Origin of the sequence: Delftia sp. UME58 (assembly GCF_014170385.1) — a bacterium.
Classification (GTDB): Bacteria; Pseudomonadota; Gammaproteobacteria; order Burkholderiales; family Burkholderiaceae_C; genus Comamonas; species Comamonas acidovorans.
In genome coordinates this window covers 176,461-196,679 of sequence record NZ_LZZV01000020.1, presented here as the reverse complement: position 1 = coordinate 196,679, position 20,219 = coordinate 176,461, and the positions used below count along the sequence as shown (strand labels likewise).

The following is a 20,219-nucleotide window of genomic DNA, read 5'->3' as shown; positions in this document are numbered from 1 at the left end:
GCATCGCAGTCTGAAAATCAGCATGCCAGGGCCGAAGCCGCCATTTGCGCCACAGCCATCGCAGCGCCAGGATCGTCGCCATCTTCCATGCTCCAGACGGCAGACAGCCCCGACCAGGCCAGCACCCATTGCAGCAGGCGCCTGTGCTCGATGCCCGAGACTTCGGCAATGGAGGCCAGGCGGCGCGCAAAGCGCCCCGGCACCTGCGCGCTGGCGCGGTCGGGATTGCTCAGGATATTGGCGTAGTCGAAGCCGCGCTCGCCGTGCAGGCCCTTGGGGTCGATGGCCAGCCAGCCCAGGGGGCCGAAGTCCAGCACATTGCCGTGGTGCATGTCGCCATGCAGCACCGCCACATCGCGCGGTGCGGCCAGCAGTTCGCGTGCCGTGGCGGCGCACTGGCCCAGCAGGCTGGTGGTTCCATGGCCTTGTGCAAGCAATGCATGGAACCACTGCGACAGCGGCACCAGGGATGGCAACGCCTTGGCGCGCGGCAGGTGCAGGCGCATGGCAGCGGTGCACAGGATGCGCGTGGCCTCCTCATCGCGCGCGCCACGGGCCATCTCCACCAGCGATTCGGGTCCTGTGGCGCGCAGCATCAGCAGGGCCGGCCCTTCATGGGCCAGCACGGGCGCGGCACCATCGCCATTCCACCAGGCCATCAGGCGGGCGCCGGCCACCTCTTCGGGCTCCAGCGCAATCTTGAGCATGGCGGGCGTGCCGCCCTGGCGCACGGGCAGCAACACGCCGCGCGGCGTGGACAGGGGCTGGCCATCGATGGTCAGAGCCCAGCGGCTCAGATACGGCGCATGGAGAGACATTTTTTCTAACAGGCGATCAGGCAGCCGCAGCTTGCCCCCGCAGCCGTGGCAGGGCCAGCCACTGCCCGTCGATGGCGCGGATGCGCAGCCGGTGCTCGAACACGGCCTCCAGCGCCGCATGCGTGGCCGTGTCGGCGCAGGCACCCTGGTGCACCACTTGCCCCTTGTCGAGAATGACCAGTTCCTGGGCCTGCAAGGCCATCGATATCTCGTGCAGCACGCTGACCACGGTGCGGCCCTGGGCGACCAGGGCCTGCACGCATTCGAGCCAGTCGGCCTGGTGCGGCGGGTCGAGGTTGGCCAGGGGTTCGTCCATCAGCAGCACGCGGGCTTGCACGGCCAGGGCGCGCGCCAGCAGCACGCGCTGGCGCTCCCCGCCCGAGAGACTGCCCACGCTGCGCATGCGCCAGTCCCAGCCCTGGGTCTGGCGCAGCGCCTGCTCCACGGCGGCATGGTCTGCCTGGCTGGGCGCAGCCAGCCAGCCCTGGTGCGGCAGGCGGCCCAGCATGACCACGTCATGGACCTGCATGTCGCCGGCCACGGGCTGGTTCTGGCCCAGCCAGGCGAGCGAGCAGGCCCGTTCGCGCGCACTCCATTGCCGCAGCGGGCGGCCCAGGAGCTCCACCTCCCCTTGCACGCCAGCGCCGGACTCCATGCCTGCCAGGGCGCGCAGCAGCGTGGATTTCCCGGCGCCATTGGGGCCGACGATGGCGGTCCAGCGGCCGGCGGGCAGTGCCAGGCTCAGGCCGCCCAGGACCTGTCGATCGCCCAGGCGAACCTTCAGGGCGCGCGCTTGCAGGGCAGGGGCCAGTGCCGTCATGCGCCCTCCCCGCCGCGCAGGGCGTGGCGGCGGTGCATGAGCCACAGCAGGTAGCTGCCGCCCAGCAGGGCCGTGAGCGCACCCACCGGCAGCTCCTGCGGGGCGATGAGCCAGCGCGCCAGCAGATCGGCGGCCAGCAGCAGCACGGCGCCCATGCCCGCGCTGAGCAACAGCAGCCAGCGGTGCATGGACCGCACCATGGAGCGCACCAGATGCGGCGCGGCCAGGCCGACGAAGGCAATCAGCCCGGTCTGCGCCACGGCCGTGCCCGTGGCCAGTGCCAGCAGCAAAATGAGCACCATGCGCAGCGGCGCCAGCGGCAGGCCCAGGCTGTGGGCCGTGGCCTCGCCCAGGGACAGGCCGTCGAGCACGCGGCCCAGGCACCAGGCGCCCAGGGCGGTGGCCAGCAGCACGGCCAGCATCAGCGCGCAGGCGCCCCAGCCGATGAAGGAGGTACTGCCCAGCATGAAGGCCTGCATGGCCTGCATGATGTCCGGGTTCATCAACAGCACCAGGGACGCGGCGGCGCCCAGCACCACCCCCACCACCACGCCGGCCAGCAGCAGCCGCATGGTGTTGTGCGCGCCCTGGGCCAGCACCAGGGTCAGCAGCACGGCCAGGGCCGCGCCCGCAAAGGCCGCGCCCGTGACACCCAGGCGCGCAAGGCCCGCCAGCGCGAAGGGCGAGACGCCCAGCGCCGCCATGCTCAGCGCCACGCCCAGCGAGGCGCCCGAGGCGCTGCCCAGCAGATAGGGATCGGCCAGCGGATTGCGGAACACGCCCTGGGCAATGGCCCCGGCCAGCCCCAGCAGGCCGCCCGCCAGCCAGGCGCCCGCCGTGCGGGGCAGCCGGATCTCGGTGACGATCTGCCAGGACAGCGGATCGCTGCGCGCCGCCCACACGCTTTCCCAGCCCGTGCTGCCCACGCCCGCGCCCAGCAGCATGAGCAGGGCACTCGCGACCAGCAGGGCCAGTGCCATCCAGGGCGCGGCCAGGCCGCCGTGCAGCGTGCGGGCCTGCATCACCGTGCGGCCCCGTTCAGGCAACGCGCCATCAGCGCGGCGCCCTCGGCCATGCGCGGGCCGGCGCGCACCAGCACGTCCAGCTCGGCCGGAACAAAGCGGCAGACGCGCCCGGCCTGCATGGCACGCATGCGGCCCCAGCCCGGATAGGGCTCGCCCGATGTGCCCAGGCTGCGATCGCCGCCCAGGATGAAGTCCGGATCGGCGCGCACCACGAATTCGGGGTTGATGCGCGGAAACGGCCCCAGCTGCGCGCCCACGATGTTGCGCATGCCCAGGCGCGCCAGGGTCTCGCCGATGAACGAAGACTCGCCTGCGGCAAAGGGGCCGCGGTTGACCTCGAAATACACCGTCTGCCCGCGCAGCGCGGGGGCCATGCTGCGCTCCACCGCCTGCAGGCGCGCCTCGATGGCGGACCAGACACGGTCGGCGCCCTGCGCGGGCGGCAGGTCCAGCAACTGGCCCACGGTGCGCAGCACGGCCTGCGCATCGGCATGGGTGCGCGGCTCCAGCGCCACGACCTTGAGGCCCAGTGCCTGCAGCCGCGCCACCGAGCGCGATGCCATGGACACCAGCACCAGATCGGGCTTGAGCGCGACGATGGCCTCGATGTTGGGGTCCATTCCGCCGCCCACCACGGGCAGGGTCTTCACATGGGCCGGCCAGTTCGAATAGCGGTCCACGCCGACCAGGCGCTGGCAGCCGCCCAGCTCGCACACGGTCTCGGTCAGCGAGGGCAGCAGGCTGACGATGCGCTGCGGCGGCTGTGGCAGCTCCACCGGAACGCCCCGCCCATCCGTGACCCGGATGGCAGCCTGCGCCGCAGACAGCGCCAGTGCCAACGCCAGGCCCCACAGGGCGGGACGCCATGGCCTCACGGCTGCGGGCCCTTGAGCGCCAGCGGCAGGCCGGCGCACATCAGCGTGACGGTTTCGCAGCTTTGCGCCGCACGCTGGTTGAGCACACCCAGCGCATCCACAAAGGCCCTCACCTGCGATCCCAGCGGGATCACGCCCAGGCCGATCTCGTTGCCAACCAGGATCACCGGGCCGGGCGCAGCTTGCAAGGCGGCCAGAAAGGCCGTGCATTGGCCCGCCCATCCGCGCGCCAGTTCCTCGGAAGGCCGGGCCGGCATCATCCAGTTGGTCAGCCACAGCGTCAGGCAGTCCACCACCAGCAGGCGCTGCGGCGTGCTGTGCCGCGCAAGCATGGCGGCCAGGTCCAGCGGCTCCTCAAGCGTGGCCATGCCGGGCACGCGCTCGGCGCGGTCGCGCCGGTGGCGGGCGATGCGCTCGCGCATTTCGTCGTCCCAGGGCTGGCCGGTGGCGATCAGCGCGGCCTCGCGGCCCAGGGCACCATCGAGCCAGGCGCGGGCCAGTAATTCGGCGCGGCGCGACTTGCCGCTTTTCTGGCCGCCCAGAATGAGCTGGCTGCGGGGAAGCGAAACGGTGGAGATGGGCTCGGTCATGACGCCTGGCCTGCGGGAATGTCGGCGCCCAGCAGCGCGGCCACGGCACGCGGCTGCGAGGCAAACCAGGCATGGAAATAGCTGGCATGTACGCTGCCGTGGCGGTACAGCGCCTCGCCCCGGTCGGGATGGGCATCCTGTCCCGGGCGGCTGCTGCGCCCTGCCTCGGCCATGGAAGTCTCCAGCCGGCTGTAGTGAAAAGTGTGGCCACGCAGCAGGCCCCAGGGCGTGGGCAGTTGCTGCATGCCCAGGCCGGCCAGCCGCGGCTGCATGCGCGCATGGCCGGGCAACAGGCCCCAGAGGTCCGTGGTCCGGCCCGCAGTGTCGGTCAGTCGCTCGCACAGCGCGAGCATACCGCCGCACTCGGCCCAGACCGGCCGGCCGACAGCCACGTGGCCGGCGATGTCGCCGCGCAGCGCTGCATGGGCTGCCAGCGCGTCCAGGTGCAGCTCCGGATAGCCGCCGGGCAGCCACAGCGCATCGCACTGCGGCAGGCGTTCTGCGGCCAGGGGCGAGAAGAAGGCAATCTGCGCCCCCATGGAGCGCAGGCAGTCGAGGTTGGCCTGGTAGATGAAGCTGAAGGCCGCATCACGCGCCACCGCCACGGTGCGGCCCGCCAGCCAGGGCTGCACGGCTTCGGCAGGTTCCGGGCACGGTTCAAAGTCCACGGACCAGTCCTGCCAGCTGGCGCTCTGGCCGGCTTCCGCCTGCCAGGGCAACTGGCCCAGCGGCGTGGCCAGCAGCGCATCGGCGGCCTGGTCCAGGCGCTGCAGGGCATCGTCCAGCTCATGCGCGGCCACCAGGCCCAGGTGCCGCTCGGGCAGCAGCGAGGCAGCGCCTGCACCCTGCACCCGCGCCAGCGCGCCCAGCCACAGCGAAGGCTCGCGCAGGCCGGCACGCAGCAGGTCGGCATGGCGGATGCTGCCCACTCGGTTGGCCAGCAGGCCGGCCCAGCGCAGGCCGGGCCGGTAGTGCTGCAGGCCATGGGCCAGTGCGCCAAAGGTGCCGGCCATGCCCGACGCGTCGATGACGGCCAGCACCGGCAGGCCCAGCCGCTCGGCCACATCGGCAGCGCAGGGCGTGCCGTCGAACAGGCCCATGACGCCTTCCACCAGGATGAGGTCGGCCTCAAGCGCGGCGGCGTGCAGGCGCGCACGCATGTCGGACTCGCCCGTCATCCACAGATCGACGCTGTGCACGGACGCGCCGCTGGCCAGCTCGTGCCAGTGCGGGTCCAGGAAGTCAGGGCCGCACTTGAACACGCGCACGCGGCGCCCCTGGCGCGCATGCAGCCGCGCCAGCGCAGCCGTCAGCGTGGTCTTGCCCTGCCCTGAGGCCGTGGAAGTGATGAGCAGCGCCGGGCAGCGTGCCCCGCCCCGGCCCAGGTCAATATTCATGGTTTTGTTTGCTCCGTGCGACGCTGCCTTGAACCGGCCGCTCCGCCAACGCGGCGCATTGTAGTGCGCACCCCCACCGTATCCGCCCCGTACCCGCACCGCGCCCGCAACCAATGCTTACGCATTACACCCCGCCGAAGCAGACGAGTCCTACACATGGCGCTACGATTTTGTGAGACAGTTTGCCGCCTGCGCTCGAATACCTGAGCACGGCGCTGACGTCAAGCCTTCTACGCCCTCCTGCTACCAGGTTTCCTCGGATACTTCCACGGAATGCGCTCACTTCGTTCGCACGTCCTACAATCTCAGCGTCTATGACCTCCCAGACTTCCCTCGACCACATTGCAGAGCGCGTGGAGCGCCTGCTGGTTCGCCACGAGGAACTGCAACGCACGAATGCGCTACTCGCCGAACAGGTGGCGGCCCTGACCCAGGAGCGTGATTCGCTGCGCTCGCGGCTCAACGCCGCCCGGGCCCGCGTCGATGCCCTGATCGAGCGCCTGCCCTCCAACCAGGGGGCTTGACCCCTTCGCAACCGCCGACGCCCCGAACGCCCATGAAGCAGATCGAAGTGCAAATCCTGCAGCAAAGCTATGTGCTGACCTGCCCCGATGGCCAGGAAGAGCGTCTGCTCGAGGCCGTGCGCCGTGTGGACACGGCCATGACCCGCATCCGCGACAGCGGCAAGGTCCGCTCCCGCGAGCGCGTGGCCGTGCTGTCCGCGCTGAACATGGCCTTCGACGTGCTGGACCGCGAAGCCCAGGAAAGCGCCATGGCCACGGCCCAGGCCGAAATGCAATCCCTGCATGACGAGGCCGCTTCCCAGCAGGACGCCCCCTCCCAGCCACCCGAGCCCAGCCCCGAGGAGCTGGCCGAGCGCGCACGCCAGGAGGCGCTTGCCGAGCAACTGGTGCTGCGCCTGGACCAGGCCCTGGAGAGCGATGCACGGCTGCTCTGAGACGCCGCGCCCCGCCCATGCAACGGCCTCTTCGGAGGCCGTTTTTCATGGCATCGCCCATGTCAATGGAAAGCCCATGCCGTTCAAAGAACTTGATTGCGGGCCTGTCCAATCGCCGTAGAATGGAGGCGTCTGCAAACCCGCCGGGCTTTATAGTTCCTTGGACCAATGCTCTATGAGCCCGGGCTTGGTACATTGCCATTCGAGCGTGATCGTCTCGCGTCAGATGAACCCAACGTCTGGCTGCCCTTGCCCCCCTGAACCCCGGTTCAGGATGACGGCCCGGTGGTCTTTGCAGACACCTGATCCCAACCCGGCGCACCTCCACGGTGCGCCGGGTTTTTTGTTGCCCGCCCCTCCTCTACCGATCTTCTGCCGCATGCCTGACCTGCTGTTTCTCGAACTGGCCCTGCTGGGCCTGTGCTCCGGTTTCCTGGCCGGCCTGCTGGGAGTGGGCGGCGGCATGGTGCTTGTACCGTTTCTGACCTACTTTCTCGACAAGCGCGGGGTCGGCCCGGACCTGTCCGTGAAGATGGCGATCGCCACGGCCATGGCCACCATCGTGTTCACCTCGATCTCCAGCCTGCGCGCCCACCACGGTCGCGGCGCCGTGCGCTGGGACATCGTGCGCAGCCTGGCGCCGGGCATCATCACGGGCGGCCTGCTCGCCAGCCTGGGGGTTTTCGCGCTGCTGCGCGGCAAGTACCTGGCACTGTTCTTTGGCGTGTTCATCGGCTACATGGCGCTTCGCATGCTGCGCAGCAACAGCCAGCCCACGGCCACGCGCGCCCTGCCGGGGCCGCTGGGGCTGTACGGTGCGGGCACGGGCCTGGGCTTCATCTCGGGGCTGGTGGGTGCAGGCGGGGCCTTCATCAGCGTGCCCTTCATGATGCGCTGCTCGGTGCCCATGCACATGGCCGTGGGCACCAGCGCGGCGCTGGGGTTTCCGATTGCCGTGGTGAATGCGGCGGGCCTGATCTTCACCGGCGCGGGTGACGCGGGGCGCCCCGAATATTCGCTGGGCTACCTGTGGCTGCCGGCCCTGCTGGCCCTGGCCTGCTGCAGCGTGCTGACGGCACCGCTAGGGGCACGGGCAGCGCACCGGCTGCCCGTGGGCCAGCTCAAGCGCATCTTTGCCACGCTGCTGTTCGGCCTGGCGGCCTACATGCTCTGGAAGGGCTTGAGCGCAGGCAGCTGAACGCTCGCGGCCTGGGCCATTCTCTGCCGGTAGGCGATGGCGCCAATGCCGGCGCGCTGGGCCTGCAGGCATTCGCCGAATTGCTCGCGCGGCAGGCCCGGGGCACACAGAAAGCCCTGGAAGTAGTGGCCCTGCATGCGATGGATGGCCGTGAGCTGCTCGGGCGTTTCCACGCCCTCGGCCACGATCTCCACGCCCAGCGCCAGCCCCAGGCTGATGATGGCGCCCACGATGGCCTGGTCGCCCTCGTCGCTGGGCAGGCCACGCACGAAGCTCTGGTCGATCTTGATCTTGGAGATGGGCAGCTTCTTCAGGTAGGCCAGGTTGGAGTAGCCCGTGCCGAAGTCGTCAATGACCATGCCCACGCCCAGGTCGGCGATCTGGCACACGCGCAGCGCCATGTCCTGGGCGTCCTGCAGCAAGATGCTTTCCGTCAGTTCCAGCTCCAGCAGCTGGGGCGCCAGGCCGTAGCTGCGCAGCAGCTCGGTCACCCGCTCGACAAAGCCCGACTGGCGGAACTCCAGCGCCGACACGTTGACCGAGACCTTGATGGGCATGCCCTGCTGCTGCCAGCGCGCAGCCTCCTGCACGGCCTGCTCCATGACCCAGGCGCCCAGCGTGACGATGTAGCCCGACTCCTCGGCCAGCGGGATGAAGACACCCGGCGAGACCACGCCGAATTCGGGATCCGTCCAGCGCAGCAGCGCCTCGGCCGCGACGATGCGGTCGCTGTCAATGTGCACCTGGGGCTGGAAGTAGACCGCCATGCGGCCATGCTCCAGCGCCTGGCGCATGGCGTGCTCCAGCTTCATGCGCGACAGCAGGCCGGCGCTCATCTGCGGCTGGTAGAAACTGAAATGGCCCCGGCCCCGTTCCTTGACGCGGTACATGGCGGTGTCGGCCTGGCGGATCAGCTCATCCAGCGTGAGGCCATCGGCCGGGTACTGGGCCACGCCGATGCTGCACTGCACGGAGAAACCCAGGCCGTCGAGCAGGAAGGGGCGCTCCATCTCCTGCAGGATGCGCCTGGCCACCGACGCGGCCAGCTCGGCGTTGCAGCCTTGCAGGTAGAGCACGAACTCGTCGCCACCCAGGCGGCACAGGATGTCCACGGGCCGCATGCAGTCGCTCAGGCGCTGCGCAACCAGCTTGAGCACGCGGTCGCCGAACTGGTGGCCCAGCGAGTCGTTGATGATCTTGAAGCGGTCCAGGTCGATGAACAGGATGCTGAACACCGTGCCGCCTGCGCGCGCGGCCTCGATGGCTGCATCCACGCGCTCCGTGAGGTTCAGCCGGTTGGGCAGGCCGGTGAGCGCGTCGCTGTAGGCCAGTTGTTCAATGCGCTGCTGGGCCACGCGCTGCTGCGTGAGGTCGCGCATGAAGCCGATGCTCTGCACCACGTCGCCCTGCGCATTGCGCAGCGGCACCCAGGACAGGCGCACGGCGCAGCGCGCGCCGCCGGCCTGGCGCAGCCACAGGTCGCCCTCCCAGAAGCCGCCCTGGTGCCACTGGATGCGGGCCAGGTCGCCCAGGGTGTCGGCCTGGCCTTCGGCAGCTTCGAACAGCGATTCCACCGTGCGACCCTGCACGGGCATGCCGCCCAGCAAGCGTTCGCAGGCCGGATTGGTGCGTGCCACGTCCATGTGGCCATCGGCGATGAAGATGCCGTCCAGGCTGGACTCGAAGACCCGCGCAGCCAGCTCCAGGCCCGCCTGGGTCTGGGCCTCGGCCGTGATGTCGCGGAAGGAAAAGATCCGCCCCATGGGCAGGCCCCGGCGCAGTTGGGGCACGGCGCGGCGCTCCAGGATGCGGCCGTCGCGCAGGTCCAGCACATCGGACGCTTCCATCAGGGGCTGGGCCGACAGCAGTTTCAACTGCTGCGCGTAGGATTGGGCATCGCGCACCTGGCCGGTCAGGTGATCGAGGATGGCCGCGTCGTTGCGGCGCACCAGCAGCGCCTCGGGAATGCCCCAGAGCGTGGCAAAGCGGTGGTTGAAGGCGCGGATGCGGCCATCGGGATCGCAGACCAGGATGGCGTCGGCCGCGGACTCCAGCGTGGCGCGCAGCTCGCCCAGCAGGCTTTCGAACTCGGCCTCGTGCAATGCCTGCTCGCGCCGGTCCAGCATGCTGACCAGCAGCACCTCGCCGTCGAGCGCGCGCACGCGCATCTCCACGGGCGCCAGCTGGCCATCGGCGCGGCGCACCTCGGCAATGAACTGGGCTCCGGCCTGCCAGTTGAAGGGATCGCTCCAGAAAGCCTGCTGCTGCGGTGTGGCGGCCAGCACCTGCACGGGCAGGCCCGGGGCCGCATCGGCCTCATAGCCGGTGACGGATTCGCTGGCGGCGTTGGCGCGCAGCACTTTCAGGGTGCGCGCATCGATCAGCCACAGGGCCTCCTGCAGTGCATCGAGCAGACGGGGCCAGGCGCGGTTGAGCGCTTGCTTGTTCAAGACGCCACCTTCGGTGGATCCAACTCCACCGCCCGTTCAAAGTAATAGCAGACACGCCGGCGCGGCGACAGGTAGTCCAGCGCATCGCGCGGCAGCTGCGCCGGCGCCACGCCCCGGCGTATGCCCAGCTCGGGAAACAGCTCCAGCGCCAGCACGGGCGCCTGCGCGGCCGGCACGCCGGCATCGTGGACCATCACCGAGGGCTTAAGCGGGCGTGATGCATTCACGGACATGACCATGGCATGGCGCCCGTCGGTCAGCTCCACCACCGAGCCCGGCGGGAACACGCCCATCATGCGGATGAAGCCATTGAGCACGGGCGCGGCGAACTTGTCGCGCAGCCGGCTGAACAGCAGGGACAGGGCCTCATGCGGCGTATGCGGCGTCTGTGCATCGCCGGGATTGCACAGGCGGTCGTAGGTGTTGACCAGGGCCAGGATCTGGCCCGTGAGCTCCATGTCTTCGGCCACCAGGCTCAACGGGAACCCCGTGCCATCGGCCCATTCATGGTGCTGGGCGATGGCCGTGGTGACCTGGGCCGACAGGCCCATGCGCATGGCAATGGCCACGGATTCGCCCACATGGCGCTCGTAGCGCTCGCGCAGGACGTCGGGCACGGAAGGCTCCAGGGCCAGGCCATGCATGCCGTCGACACCGGCCACGGGCTTGCCCGCGTCATGCAGCAGCGCCGCCAGGCCCAGGTCGCGCAGCAACGATGCCTCCAGGCCCAGGGCCCGGCCCAGCAGCAGGCTGAGCACGGTCACGTTGACGGCATGCACGCTCTGGCTGCTGCCCACGCCATCGGACAGCAGGTGAATGGCCACGTCCTGCGGGCCCGCCAGTTCGGCCAGGCAGCCATCGACCAGGGCCTCGGTGGGCATGCGAGCCTGCTCGGGCGCGCTGGCAATGGTGGTCTCTATGGCCACATAGCCGCGCTCCACTTTCTGAAAGCGCGCATTGCAGTCCTCCAGCCGGCCGCGCCAGTCGGGCACGGACAGCAGCAGCGGTGCTGCGGGCGAAAGTTCGGCGGGCGCAGGCTCGGGGGCCTCCACGACGGGCGGCAGCTCCTGCGGCGGCGGGTTGCGCACCTCGGCGGGCCAGGTGTCGCTTTTGTGCGGAACACAGCGCACCACTTCCAGGCCCAGGGATTTCAGGGTCTGGATCTGTGCGCTGGAGGTGATCTTGAAGCTGCTGACCGGAAAGGGATGGTTCAGCCACCCAACATCGAGCTGGACAAACATGCCCGGACGGAGGTCTCGGATATCGATGAGGACGGAATGGTTCACGCGCGGCAACGGCCCCGAGGCTGAAGGAATCGGCAATATGTAAGCCGATGATTCGGGCATTATCTCCAGTTCTGAGAGCCTCGCAGCCAATACGCGGCCCCAGGGCCCAAGTCCGGCCCCAGTTGTTGCTCAACGGCACCAGAGGCTGGGCTTGTAGATCAGGTCCATCCACAGCGCCCACACGGCCACGCCCACCAGCATCAGGCCGGCCAGGCGCGTGCCCCATTCGGCGCGCAGGCCGTTCAGGCGCTGCCGTCCCAGCCGCCACAACCAGGGGCCGGCCACCAGCCACAGGCCGCTGCCCGCACCAAAGGCCGCCATGGCCAGCGCGCCCTGCAACGGGCCGCCGCTGAGCGCGGCGACCAGCACGGCCGAATACAGCAGTCCGCAAGGCATGAGCGCCCAGGCATAGCCTGCCGCCAGCGTGCCGCCCGGCGCCGACACCCAGGGCTGCACGCGCCGCCAGGCGGCGCGGCCGGCAGACTCCAGCCAGGCGGGCTGGCGGGCCTGCACCATCATGGCCAGGCCCCAGGCCATCACGGCGACATGGGTCAGTGTCCAGAACGGCTGCAGCGCCGTGGTCTGGCTGGTGAGCCAGGACAGGCTCTCCATGGCCATGGCCGAGGCAGCGCCCAGGCTGGCATAGCCGGCCAGACGTCCGCCATGGAACAGCGCCGTGCGCAGCCACAGCCGGCCTTGCAATCCATGCACGGCCACCACCTGGGAGCCGCCGCCCCGCCCCGCCCCGCCCGTGACCACGCCGCAGGGCGCCGCGCACATGGCAAGGCAATGGGGCCCGCCGACGAGCCCCATGATCAAAGCGGTCCAGAGCAGCGACAACAGCATGGGGCCTAGATGATCCTCGAAAACCGCGCCCGGTTCTTGTCCGCCTGCAGATATCGGTCAAACAGCATGGCCACGCCGCGCACGAAGTACCAGCCCATGGGAGTGACCTGGAAGCCCTCGTCGCTGATCTGCACCAGGCCCTTGGCCTGCAGGTCCTCCAGGGCCGCCATCTCGGGCGCGAAGTACTCGCGAAAGCCCAGCAGCCAGGCCTGCTCCATGGGTTCGAACAGCACGGCGCCCTGGCACATGATGGCCATGATGACGGCGCGGCGCACCAGGTCGTCGCGCGACAGCGCCAGGCCCCGCACCACGGGCAGGTGGCTGGCGTCGATGGCGTCGTAGTACTCCTCCAGCGTCTTGGCGTTCTGGCTGTAGCTGGCGCCCACCTTGCCGATGGCCGAGACGCCCAGCGCGATCAGGTCGCAGTCGGGCTGGGTGCTGTAGCCCTGGAAGTTGCGGTGCAGCCGGCCCTGGCGCTTGGCCACGGCCAGCGAGTCCTCGGGCAGGGCGAAGTGGTCCATGCCCACGTAGACATAGCCACCGTCCATGAATGCGGCGATGGAACGCGACAGCATGGCCAGCTTGTCGGCCCCCTGCGGCAGATCCTCGGCCGCAATGCGCCGCTGCGGCTTGAAGCGCTCGGGCAGGTGGGCATAGGCATAGAGCGCGATGCGGTCGGGCCGCAGCGCGTTGACCTGGGCCAGCGTGCGCTCGAAGGATTCGGGCGTCTGCTTGGGCAGGCCGTAGATCAGGTCCACGTTGATGGAGGCAAAGCCCAGCTGCCGCGCGGCCGCCACCAGCTCGAACACCTGCTCTGCCGGCTGCACGCGGTGCACCGCGATCTGCACCTGCTCGTCAAAGTCCTGCACGCCGAAGCTCAGGCGGTTGAAGCCCAGCTCCTTGAGCACGGCCAGGCGCTCGACGCTGACGGTGCGCGGATCGACCTCGATGGAGTATTCGCCGCCCGGCTCCAGCTTGAAATGCTCGCGCAACAGGCCCATCAGCGTACGCAGCTCGTCGTCGGAGAAGAAGGTGGGCGTGCCGCCGCCCAGGTGCAGCTGGCTGACGGTCTGGCCCTTGCCGCAATGGGCCGTGTGCAAGGCCATCTCGCGCGCCAGGTAGTCCAGGTAGACGGCGGCGCGATCGTGGTGGCGCGTCACGATCTTGTTGCAGGCGCAGTAGTAGCACAGCGACTCGCAAAAGGGCACGTGCACATACAGCGACAAAGGCATGGCACGCGCTGCGGTACTCGATTTGCGTTGTTGCAGCGCCAGGATATAGTCCTCTGCACCAAAGGCCTCGACAAAGCGGTCGGCGGTAGGGAACGAGGTGTATCGGGGCCCCGGTACGTCAAAGCGACGCAGCAGCTCTGGGGTGACAGCGGTCATGGGTTTTTCCTCTAATACCTTGACTGTGCCGCAGCACATCGGTCATGTCCTTGACTCATATCAAGAGTTGTTTGAGGCACTGCTGCGACAATTTGATCCAACTCATCGCAATCCACGAGGTCACCGCCGGCACGCTGTGTGCCGCTGATGTTTATCACTCCATGAACCTTCAGACCATCAAAGCCTCCTGCTCCAACTGCAACCTGCGCGAACTGTGCATGCCCATGGGCCTGGATGCCGAGCAGATGCAGCGCATCGACGACATCGTGGCCACGCGCCGCAAGGTCAAGCGCGGAGGCCTGCTGTTTCGCAACGGCGAGGCCTTCACCTCGCTGTACGCCATCCGCACCGGCTTCTTCAAGACCTGCGTGGCCACCGAGGACGGACGCGACCAGGTCACGGGCTTTCAGATGGCCGGCGAGATCATCGGCCTGGACGGCATCGTCAACGACCACCACACCTGCGATGCCGTCGCGCTGGAAGACGCCGAAGTCTGCGTCATGCCCTTCGACAAGCTGGAAGACCTGTCGCGCGAGGTCACGGCCCTGCAAAACCATGTGCACAAGGTCATGAGCCGCGAGATCGTGCGCGAGCACGGCGTGATGCTGCTGCTGGGCAGCATGCGCGCCGAAGAGCGCCTGGCCGCCTTCGTGCTCAACCTGGTGCAGCGCCTGCATGCGCGGGGCTTTTCCAAGTCCGAACTGGTGCTGCGCATGACGCGCGAGGAAATCGGCAGCTACCTGGGCCTGAAGCTGGAGACGGTGAGCCGCACGTTCTCCAAGTTCGCGGACGACAACATCATCGAGGTGCGCCAGCGCCATCTGCGCATCCTGGACACGGAGGCGCTCAAGCGCATCGTCAATAGCCAGCAGTGCCAGTAAGGCTGCAGGGGCTGCAGGCATTCATCCGCCAATGAACAAGGCCCGCGACAGCGGGCCTTGTTCATTGCGGCCGGCGTTCTCTCAGTCCCGCCCCAGCCCCTGCATGGCCAGGTCCGGTTCGGGCTCGGAGACCACGCCGTCATTGAGATCGCGGGCCGAGCGGCCCAGCATGGTGGTCATCAGGCTGGAGAGCATGGTCACGCCCCAGAAGGCGAAGAAGGCCAGCGTGTAGATGCCCTGGCGCGACCAGCCCAGGTCGCCGAGCCAATGCAGCTGCAGCGGATCCACAAAGGCAAAAACCAGCATCTCCATCACGGCGGCGGCCAGAAAGGCAGGCCAGGCAATCCACATCCAGCGTTGGGCCAACATCAGCGATCTCCTTGTGCTGTAGAGGGGGTCGCCTTCATTGTGCGCCGCGCCAACGCCTGGCGCCAAGCCCCGAAGCGCCCTGCGCGCCTGTAGGAAACCCTCACCCGTCGCACATGCCGGAGATGCGATCCGCCATGCAAAAAGGCCGCGACTGCGGCCTCGTGAGGGGGCTTGGCGCGGTCAGCGGTCCGTGGGATGGTCGTGCGCTGGCGTGGCCGCATGGTTGCGACCGGTGACGGCGGGCGCCATGCTCTTGGGCACTTCGCGCACGCCATCGGCACGCTCGTTGATCGTGATGCCGTTGCGGTAGTAGTCGGGGTCGATCACGGGATCGGCGCCATTGATGGCGATGATGGCCGTGATCACGGCGGCCACCACCACGGCGGCCGGGCCTGCCACCACCAGCCAGACATGGCCGAACTTCCACCAGGGCTTGCCGGCGTCGGGATGCGAAGCGGCCTGGGCGGGTGCGGGAACTGGGGGACTGGAAGACATGGGAAACCTCTTTCTTTCAGGCGGCAGGCGCGGACCGTGCCGCGCCTGCCAGGAACATCACCGGGGAACGAGGAACACGGCCTTTTCGGACGTGCGGCCCGCACCCGCTTGCAGGGCATCGATATCGAAGAATACGGTGTGCGAGCCCGGCTCGGCAGAACCGTAGGGAATCTGCAGGCGCGCTGCAATGCCGCGCGTCTCGGCCGGGCCGACCTCGACTTCCTGCTCGGACGCCAGCTCCAGCCCGTCCAGGCCATGGGCGCTGATGCGGTAGCGCTGGGCCTGTTCGGTGGCATTCATGATCTGCAGCCGGTAGACATTCTCCAGCTTGCCGCCCGCCACGATGCGCGACAGCGAGGCACGGTCGCGGATCACGTCCACCTTGACCGACTGGCGCAGCGCCAGGCTCACGATCATGGCCACGCTCAGGCCGACCAGCACGGCCGAGTAGATCAGCACGCGCGGACGGAAGATGCGGCGCAGCACCTGGGCGCGGCGCCACAGGCCGGCCATGGCGTTCTGCGTTGTCAGGCGGATCAGGCCGCGCGGGTACTCCATCTTGTCCATGATGGAATTGCAGGCGTCTATGCACAGGCCGCAGCCGATGCATTCGTACTGCAGTCCGTTGCGGATGTCGATGCCCACGGGGCAGACCTGCACGCACATCTTGCAGTCGATGCAGTCGCCCAGGCCCTGGGCCTTGTAGTCCACCTTCTTGGTGCGTGGCGCACGTGGCTCGCCCCGGCCCGTGTCGTAGCTGACGATCATGGTGTCCCGGTCGAACATGGCGCTCTGAAAGCGCGCATAGGGGCACATGTATTTGCAGACCTGCTCGCGCATGTAGCCCGCGTTGCCGTAGGTGGCAAAGCCGTAGAACAGCACCCAGAACATTTGCCAGCTGCCCTGCAGCGCCAGCAGCTCGCCGCCCAGTTCGCGGATGGGCACGAAGTAGCCCACGAAGGTAAAGCCGGTCCACAGGGCAATGGCAATCCACAGGAGCTGCTTGAGCGACTTCTTCCAGAGCTTCTCGAAGGTCCAGCCGTTCTTGTCCAGGCGCATGCGCGCGCTGCGGTCGCCTTCGACCTTGCGCTCCACCCACATGAAGATTTCGGTGTAGACCGTCTGCGGGCAGGAAAAGCCGCACCACAGGCGCCCGGCCACGGCCGTGAACAGGAACAGCGCCAGCGCCGAGATGATCAGCAGGCCCGCCAGGTAGATGAAATCCTGCGGGTACAGCACCAGCCCGAACAGGTAAAAGCGCCGCGCGCCCAGGTCGAACAGCACCATCTGGCGCTGGCCCCACTCCAGCCAGGGCAGGCCGTAGAAAAGCAGTTGGGTGAGAAACACCAGGGCCCATCGCCAGCGTGCGAAGACACCGCTGATGGAGCGCGGGTAGACCTTCTTCTCGGACTCGAACATCGACACCAGCTGGCCCGGATCCGGGTCGGCAGGCGTGATCGGAATGACTTTGCGGGGAGGCTTCCCGGCGCCATCCCCGTTCTCGGGCTTCATGGTGGGTTCCTTGGTTTTTTTGGAATATCTGAAAACTCAAAAGGCAAAAAGGCGGCGCCGCAGCGCCGCCCTCTGTCCTTATTGACGGACTGCGCCGTCTTTGTGCGACATGCCCCAGACATAGGAAGCGAGCACCGCGATCTGCGCCTCGGTCAGCTTGTCCTTCTGGGCAGGCATCTCGTTGTGCTTGCCGTTGTTGATCATGGCCGTGATGGCGGCCTCGCCCCAGCCGTGCAGCCAGATGTCATCGGTCAGGTTGGGCGCGCCCAGGGCCTGGTTGCCCTTGCCGTCCATGCCGTGGCAGGCGGCGCAGGCCGTGAACTTGGACTTGCCCAGCGAGGCCTTGAGCGAGTCGTGCGGGCTGCCCGACAGGCTCAGCACATAGTGCGAGAGGTTGCGCACATCGTCGGGCGTGCCGACGGCAGCGGCCATGGGCGGCATGATGCCGATGCGGCCGCCCGTGATGGTTTCCCTGATCTTCTCGGGCGTGCCGCCATGCAGCCAGTCGCCATCGGTCAGGTTGGGGAAGCTCTTGCCCCCGCGTGCGTCCGAGCCGTGGCACTGCGCGCAGTTGTTCATGAACAGGCGCTCGCCGATGGCCATGGCCTGGGGGTCCTTGGCCATGTCTTCGGTGCTCATGCTCGTGAACTTGGCATACAGCGGCTCCAGGTCCGCGCGGGCCTTGGCCATCTCGTTTTCATAGGCGCCCAGCTGCGTCCAGCCCAGCTTGCCCGCGAACGAGCCCAGGCCGGGATAGGCCGCCAGGTAGGCGAAACCGAACACCGAGGTGATGATGAACAGCCACATCCACCACTTGGGCATGGGGTTGTTCAGCTCGCGCAGGTCCTCGTCCCAGACGTGGCCCGTGGTGTTGTCGGCCGATGGGACCACCTTCTTGCGTGCGGTGAGATACAGCAGCAGCAGGCAGCCGATGATGCCGCCCAGCGTGATCGCCGTGACATAGATCGACCAGAAGTTGTTTACGAAATCGCTCATGGGAAGTTCTCGTTCTGGTGGAGGGACTCAGTCTTGCTCGAACGGAAGCTGGGCGGCCTCGTCGAAACGGGCCTGGTTGCGGCGGGCGAACGCCCACCACCAGATGCCGATGAAGCAGGCCAGCGAGGCCAGCGTGGCCACGATGCGCATGGTGGTGATGTCCATGTCGCTCTCCTTTACTTGACCGAACGGCCCAGCACCTGCAGGTAGGCGATGACGGCGTCCATTTCCGTCTTGCCCTTGACCTGCTCGGCAGCGCCGCTGATTTCCTCGTCGCTGTAGGGCACGCCCACCTTGCGCAGCGCGCTCATGTGCTGGGCGACCACGGTGTCATCCACCTTGTTCTTTTCCAGCCAGGAGTAGGCGGGCATGTTGGACTCGGGCACCACGTCGCGCGGGTTGTTCAGGTGGATTCGGTGCCATTCGTCGCTGTACTTGCCGCCCACGCGGTGCAGGTCGGGACCCGTGCGCTTGGAACCCCACTGGAAGGGGTGGTCATAGACGAACTCGCCAGCCACCGAGTAGTGGCCGTAGCGCATGGTCTCGGCGCGGAAGGGGCGGATCATCTGCGAGTGGCAGTTGTAGCAGCCCTCGCGCAGGTAGACGTCGCGGCCCATCAGCTGCAGCGGCGTGTAGGGCTTGAGGCCCGCCACCGCTTCCGTGGTCGACTTCTGGAAGAACAGCGGAACGATTTCCACCAGGCCGCCGACGGCGACCACCAGCAGGGTCAGCACGATCAGCAGGAAATTGTTGGTTTCCACCTTCTCGTGGGAAAAGCTCTTGGGAGCGCTATTGTTGTGATCGGACATGAGTAATGCTCCTAGACGCTCAGGCGTGGGCCACGACGGCAGGCACGGCCACCTTCACCGAACGGCCCGAGATCGCGGTCTTCCAGGTGTTCCACAGCATGACCAGCATGCCGCCCAGGTACAGCAGGCCACCGGCCACGCGGATCACGTAGAACGGATAGCTGGCCTTGACGCTCTCGACGAAGGTGTAGGTCAGCGTGCCATCGGGATTGACGGCGCGCCACATCAGGCCCTGCATCACACCGGCGATCCACATCGCGGCGATGTACAGCACGATGCCGATGGTGGCCATCCAGAAGTGCAGTTCGATGGCGCCCACCGAGTGCATCTTGGTCTTGCCGAACAGGCGCGGGATCAGGTAGTACAGCGAGCCCATGGTGATCAGGCCGACCCAGCCCAGGGCGCCCGAGTGAACGTGGCCCACGGTCCAGTCCGTGTAGTGCGACAGCGCGTTGACGGTCTTGATGGACATCATCGGACCTTCGAACGTGGACATGCCGTAGAACGACAGCGACACGATCAGGAAGCGCAGGATGGGGTCGTCGCGCAGCTTGTGCCATGCGCCCGACAGCGTCATCACGCCGTTGATCATGCCGCCCCAGCTGGGAGCCAGCAGGATCAGCGAGAACACCATGCCCACGGACTGCGTCCAGTCGGGCAGCGCGGTGTAGTGCAGGTGGTGAGGACCCGCCCACATGTAGGTGAAGATCAGCGCCCAGAAGTGGACGATGGACAGGCGGTAGCTGTAGACCGGACGGCCAGCCTGCTTGGGGATGAAGTAATACATCATGCCCAGGAAGCCTGCGGTCAGGAAGAAGCCCACGGCGTTATGGCCGTACCACCACTGCACCATCGCGTCCTGCACGCCGGCGTAGGCCGAGTAGCTCTTCATCCAGCCGGCCGGAATGGCCGCGCTGTTGACGATGTGCAGCAGCGCCACGGCGATGATGAAGGCGCCGAAGAACCAGTTGGCCACGTAGATGTGGCGGACCTTGCGGATGCCGATGGTTCCGAAGAACACGATGGCATACGAGACCCAGGTCACGGCGATCAGCAGGTCGATCGGCCACTCCAGCTCGGCGTACTCCTTGCCCTGGGTGTAGCCCAGCGGCAGGCTGATCGCGGCGGCGAGAATGACGATCTGCCAGCCCCAGAATGTCAGGCTGGCCAGCTTGGGCATGAACAGCCGCGTCTGGCAGGTGCGCTGCACCACGTAGTAGCTGGTTGCGAACAGCGCCGATCCGCCAAAGGCAAAGATCACGGCGTTCGTGTGCAGCGGACGCAGGCGTCCGTAGCTCAGCCATGGAATGCCGAAGTTGAGTTCCGGCCAGGCCAGCTGCGAGGCGATCAACACCCCGACAGCCATGCCTACCACCCCCCAGACGACGGCCATGATAGAGAACTGCCTTACGACGGAATCGTCGTAATAGACAGCGTTTTTATTTGAACTATCCATCGTGCACCCCTTAGATTGCTATCAAAGTGTTACGTTCTTCGCTCCCAGGC

21 protein-coding genes are annotated in these 20,219 nt (G+C 67.7%); 4 read left to right on the top strand and 17 right to left on the bottom strand.

Translation table 11 applies throughout. The features are described from left to right. Window positions 1-17 precede the first annotated feature (17 nt). From A9976_RS08215 to A9976_RS08190, 6 genes are read right to left on the bottom strand one after another with little or no spacing between them, the layout of a single operon-like run. Window positions 18-818 carry an aminoglycoside phosphotransferase family protein gene (locus A9976_RS08215; RefSeq protein WP_183018582.1) on the bottom strand — a complete coding sequence of 267 codons (801 nt, stop codon included), beginning with the start codon at window positions 816-818 and terminating at the stop codon, window positions 18-20. A gap of 16 nt (window positions 819-834) precedes the next feature. Beyond that, window positions 835-1,638 carry an ABC transporter ATP-binding protein gene (locus tag A9976_RS08210; RefSeq protein ID WP_183018581.1) on the bottom strand — a complete coding sequence of 268 codons (804 nt, stop codon included), beginning with the start codon at window positions 1,636-1,638 and terminating at the stop codon, window positions 835-837. Next, the gene (locus A9976_RS08205) at window positions 1,635-2,618 is read right to left on the bottom strand and encodes an iron ABC transporter permease (RefSeq protein ID WP_183018703.1); all 984 of its coding nucleotides are present in this window, start codon (window positions 2,616-2,618) and stop codon (window positions 1,635-1,637) included. The genes A9976_RS08210 and A9976_RS08205 overlap by 4 nt, the downstream gene beginning before the upstream one ends. 41 nt (window positions 2,619-2,659) lie before the next feature. After that, window positions 2,660-3,538 carry an ABC transporter substrate-binding protein gene (locus A9976_RS08200; protein ID WP_183018580.1) on the bottom strand — a complete coding sequence of 293 codons (879 nt, stop codon included), beginning with the start codon at window positions 3,536-3,538 and terminating at the stop codon, window positions 2,660-2,662. Continuing rightward, complete coding sequence (locus A9976_RS08195; RefSeq protein WP_183018579.1) at window positions 3,535-4,128, bottom strand: bifunctional adenosylcobinamide kinase/adenosylcobinamide-phosphate guanylyltransferase; 594 nt, start codon at window positions 4,126-4,128, stop codon at window positions 3,535-3,537. Before A9976_RS08195 ends, A9976_RS08200 begins: the two co-directional genes overlap by 4 nt. After that, complete coding sequence (locus A9976_RS08190) at window positions 4,125-5,525, bottom strand: cobyrinate a,c-diamide synthase (protein ID WP_183018578.1); 1,401 nt, start codon at window positions 5,523-5,525, stop codon at window positions 4,125-4,127. The genes A9976_RS08195 and A9976_RS08190 overlap by 4 nt, the downstream gene beginning before the upstream one ends. 314 nt (window positions 5,526-5,839) lie before the next feature. Between A9976_RS08190 and A9976_RS08185 the strand changes: the two genes are divergently transcribed. The 3 genes from A9976_RS08185 to A9976_RS08175 all read left to right on the top strand — a co-directional run bounded on the left by A9976_RS08185 (window position 5,840) and on the right by A9976_RS08175 (window position 7,681). Then, the gene (locus tag A9976_RS08185; RefSeq protein WP_012204637.1) at window positions 5,840-6,049 is read left to right on the top strand and encodes a hypothetical protein; all 210 of its coding nucleotides are present in this window, start codon (window positions 5,840-5,842) and stop codon (window positions 6,047-6,049) included. A 32-nt stretch (window positions 6,050-6,081) separates the two neighbouring features. Continuing rightward, window positions 6,082-6,483 (top strand): cell division protein ZapA, encoded by a 402-nt coding sequence (locus tag A9976_RS08180; protein WP_183018577.1) that lies wholly within the window; start codon window positions 6,082-6,084, stop codon window positions 6,481-6,483. Window positions 6,484-6,862: 379 nt separating this feature from the next. Next, the gene (locus A9976_RS08175; protein WP_012204635.1) at window positions 6,863-7,681 is read left to right on the top strand and encodes a sulfite exporter TauE/SafE family protein; all 819 of its coding nucleotides are present in this window, start codon (window positions 6,863-6,865) and stop codon (window positions 7,679-7,681) included. Here the strand turns inward: A9976_RS08175 and A9976_RS08170 are convergent. The 4 genes from A9976_RS08170 to hemN form a co-directional block, all read right to left on the bottom strand. Next, on the bottom strand, window positions 7,645-10,131 hold the full coding sequence (locus A9976_RS08170; protein WP_183018576.1) for a bifunctional diguanylate cyclase/phosphodiesterase: 2,487 nt from the start codon (window positions 10,129-10,131) through the stop codon (window positions 7,645-7,647). The genes A9976_RS08175 and A9976_RS08170 overlap by 37 nt on opposite strands. After that, window positions 10,128-11,477, bottom strand: coding sequence for an HD-GYP domain-containing protein (locus A9976_RS08165; protein ID WP_183018575.1), 1,350 nt, complete (start codon window positions 11,475-11,477; stop codon window positions 10,128-10,130). Before A9976_RS08165 ends, A9976_RS08170 begins: the two co-directional genes overlap by 4 nt. Window positions 11,478-11,546: 69 nt before the next feature. After that, window positions 11,547-12,263, bottom strand: a complete 717-nt coding sequence (locus tag A9976_RS08160) for a sulfite exporter TauE/SafE family protein (protein WP_183018574.1) — start codon at window positions 12,261-12,263, stop codon at window positions 11,547-11,549. A gap of 5 nt (window positions 12,264-12,268) precedes the next feature. Further along, entirely contained in the window at window positions 12,269-13,651 is a 1,383-nt protein-coding gene (gene hemN / locus A9976_RS08155; RefSeq protein ID WP_034391810.1) for an oxygen-independent coproporphyrinogen III oxidase, read from the bottom strand. A gap of 161 nt (window positions 13,652-13,812) precedes the next feature. Between hemN and fnr the strand changes: the two genes are divergently transcribed. Continuing rightward, a complete protein-coding gene (gene fnr, locus A9976_RS08150; protein ID WP_183018573.1) occupies window positions 13,813-14,532 on the top strand; it encodes a fumarate/nitrate reduction transcriptional regulator Fnr in 720 nt (239 codons plus the stop codon). Between the two features lie 81 nt (window positions 14,533-14,613). Here the strand turns inward: fnr and A9976_RS08145 are convergent, their stop codons facing one another. The 7 genes from A9976_RS08145 to ccoN all read right to left on the bottom strand — a co-directional run bounded on the left by A9976_RS08145 (window position 14,614) and on the right by ccoN (window position 20,169). Beyond that, a complete protein-coding gene (locus tag A9976_RS08145) occupies window positions 14,614-14,901 on the bottom strand; it encodes a hypothetical protein (protein WP_183018572.1) in 288 nt (95 codons plus the stop codon). A 180-nt stretch (window positions 14,902-15,081) separates the two neighbouring features. Continuing rightward, complete coding sequence (locus A9976_RS08140; protein WP_183018571.1) at window positions 15,082-15,396, bottom strand: FixH family protein; 315 nt, start codon at window positions 15,394-15,396, stop codon at window positions 15,082-15,084. Window positions 15,397-15,453: 57 nt separating this feature from the next. Continuing rightward, the gene (gene ccoG, locus A9976_RS08135; RefSeq protein ID WP_183018570.1) at window positions 15,454-16,908 is read right to left on the bottom strand and encodes a cytochrome c oxidase accessory protein CcoG; all 1,455 of its coding nucleotides are present in this window, start codon (window positions 16,906-16,908) and stop codon (window positions 15,454-15,456) included. Window positions 16,909-16,986: 78 nt separating this feature from the next. Next, the gene (gene ccoP, locus A9976_RS08130) at window positions 16,987-17,904 is read right to left on the bottom strand and encodes a cytochrome-c oxidase, cbb3-type subunit III (RefSeq protein ID WP_012204626.1); all 918 of its coding nucleotides are present in this window, start codon (window positions 17,902-17,904) and stop codon (window positions 16,987-16,989) included. Window positions 17,905-17,931: 27 nt separating this feature from the next. Then, entirely contained in the window at window positions 17,932-18,069 is a 138-nt protein-coding gene (locus tag A9976_RS08125; RefSeq protein WP_012204625.1) for a cbb3-type cytochrome c oxidase subunit 3, read from the bottom strand. 11 nt (window positions 18,070-18,080) lie between these two features. Continuing rightward, window positions 18,081-18,713, bottom strand: coding sequence for a cytochrome-c oxidase, cbb3-type subunit II (gene ccoO / locus A9976_RS08120; RefSeq protein ID WP_183018569.1), 633 nt, complete (start codon window positions 18,711-18,713; stop codon window positions 18,081-18,083). Between the two features lie 19 nt (window positions 18,714-18,732). Beyond that, window positions 18,733-20,169, bottom strand: a complete 1,437-nt coding sequence (ccoN, locus tag A9976_RS08115; protein ID WP_063326627.1) for a cytochrome-c oxidase, cbb3-type subunit I — start codon at window positions 20,167-20,169, stop codon at window positions 18,733-18,735. Window positions 20,170-20,219: the final 50 nt, after the last annotated feature.